This is a genomic window from Collinsella aerofaciens (genome assembly GCF_039752985.1).
GTDB lineage: Bacteria > Actinomycetota > Coriobacteriia > Coriobacteriales > Coriobacteriaceae > Collinsella > Collinsella aerofaciens_BT.
Genome location: NZ_JBDMHA010000128.1, coordinates 1 through 1,979, shown reverse-complemented (window position 1 = coordinate 1,979; position 1,979 = coordinate 1). Strand labels below are relative to the sequence as shown.

Here is a 1,979-nt window from a genome sequence, read left to right as displayed (position 1 = left end):
GTGCCCTCCGCCGAGCTCTCCCGCGGCCGCGGCGGCCCGCGCTGCATGAGCATGCCCTTCTGGCGCGAGGACCTCTAGGGTCTTCAAGGACCCGTACAGGTCTTGATACATACATCTAGCTGCCATTAGATGTCTCCCATTGGGGCGGTGCGGGTTTTCGCACCGCCCCAATCTTGTATGAGGAACGTCAACACGATTGGATGACTGCTTTTGTAAGGAGCTTGGCCATGGACATCAAGACGATTGGCGTTGAGGAATGGCTCAACGTTTGGGAGAAGAGCGCCACGTGGGACATCGCCCAGTCGACGATCTCGTCGCTCACCATGGGCGAGCTGCGCGCGCTCGATGAGCAGGACGGCGCCACGTTCTACGAGCGCCTGGACCGCGAGAAGATGAACTACGGCTGGATCGAGGGCTCGCCGGAGTTTAAGGCCGAGGTTGCTAAGCTGTATCGTCGCGAGGTCAATCCCGATCACATTCTGCAGACCAATGGCTGCACGGGCGCTAACCTCAACGCCATCATGGCTGTGGTCGAGCCCGGCGACCACGTTATCGCCGAGTGGCCCACCTACGCGCCACTCTACGAGATTCCGCGCACGCTGGGCGCCGAGGTCGATTATTGGAAGCTACGCGAGGAACTCGGCTGGAAGCCCGATATCGGGGAACTCAAGCGCTTGGTGCGCCCCAACACCAAGCTCATCTGCATCAACAACGCATCGAACCCCATCGGTGCGGTGCTTGATGCCGATATGCTCGGCCAGATTGCCGAGATCGCCCGTTCGGTGGGCGCCTACGTGCTGTGTGACGAGGTGTATCTGCCGCTCGAGAACACTGAGTCCTTTATGTCGATGGTCGACGTGTACGAGAGGGCCATTGTCACCAACTCGTTGTCGAAGACCTATTCGACGCCTGCGGCCCGCGTGGGCTGGGTCGTGGCCGACGAAGAGGTGTCCAACCGCATCCGTACCTATCGCGATTACACCATGATCTGCGGCGGTGTGTTCAACGACGCCTTGGCGACCTATGTGCTTGAGCACAAGGACAAGATCCTCGAGCGCAATCGCAAGATCGTGTTTGGCAACCGCGATATCGCGCAGGCTTGGATCGATACGCAGCATCGCGTTTCCTGGACGGCCCCACAGGGCGTGTCTACCTCGTTTATCCAGCTGGATATTCCCGAGGACGACGAGGAGTTCTGCAAGCGCCTGCTGTCCGAGAGGGGAGTGCTGCTGGTACCCGGCAGCCGCTTTGAGCTTCCCTGTGGCGCACGCCTGGGCTACTGCGCGAGCGAGGACGTTCTGCGCGAGGGCCTGAGGCTTTTGGGCGAGGCACTGGCGGAGTTTGATCGCTAGGATTCCGATGATCTTCGAGGGCCTTATCAAAATTGGCCGAAGATAATCGAAAACGGACCCGTTTCCCTAGGGGAAGCGGGTCCGTTTTTCTATACCGAGAAGTCAAGTTGTTACAAATGGGGCCGTAAAGCGAGTCGGTATCCGCTGGGCCTTATACTGAGCTTCCGGTGAACGGTATCAAGCGTCTGGTAAACGGTAATTTGTTTACCAGAAATGAATAGGACAAACTTTTTTCTGAATAAAAATGAAAATGGTTGAGACGCAGTACGAACCGCTAATTCTATTCATAGCTTTATTGGAAATATGCAATATGAGGGTGGTTTAACAAAGTTTAGTTCCAATTGATTTTTGGATTGAAAACGCGTTTAAGCACGTAAATACACTTTATTAAATCAAAGTGTGCCATGCGTGAAGTATATGTGTATGCCGTTCACCCCTCATATAAAACCGTTCGGGGGCGAGGTGGAAGTATGAACTGATTTTGGATATAAATATGTCGTCAGCAATAACGCCTCACACGGAGGGGCGCTAACGAATCGGCCCTGACAGGGGCCCGAAAGAAAGGTAGGAGGCCATGACGAAAGGTCTGCACGTGCCTTCCGAGATCGGCAAGCTCAGGAAGGTCTG

2 protein-coding genes are annotated in these 1,979 nt (G+C 55.7%); both read left to right on the top strand.

Going from position 1 to position 1,979, the window contains the following annotated elements:
• A partial coding sequence (locus tag ABHR76_RS09970) for an arginine deiminase family protein (protein ID WP_195192534.1) occupies positions 1-78 on the top strand: 78 nt, incomplete at its 5' end.
• A gap of 149 nt (positions 79-227) precedes the next feature.
• Positions 228-1,352, top strand: a complete 1,125-nt coding sequence (locus ABHR76_RS09965) for an aminotransferase (protein WP_346977642.1) — start codon at positions 228-230, stop codon at positions 1,350-1,352.
• The last annotated feature ends 627 nt before the right edge of the window (positions 1,353-1,979 follow it).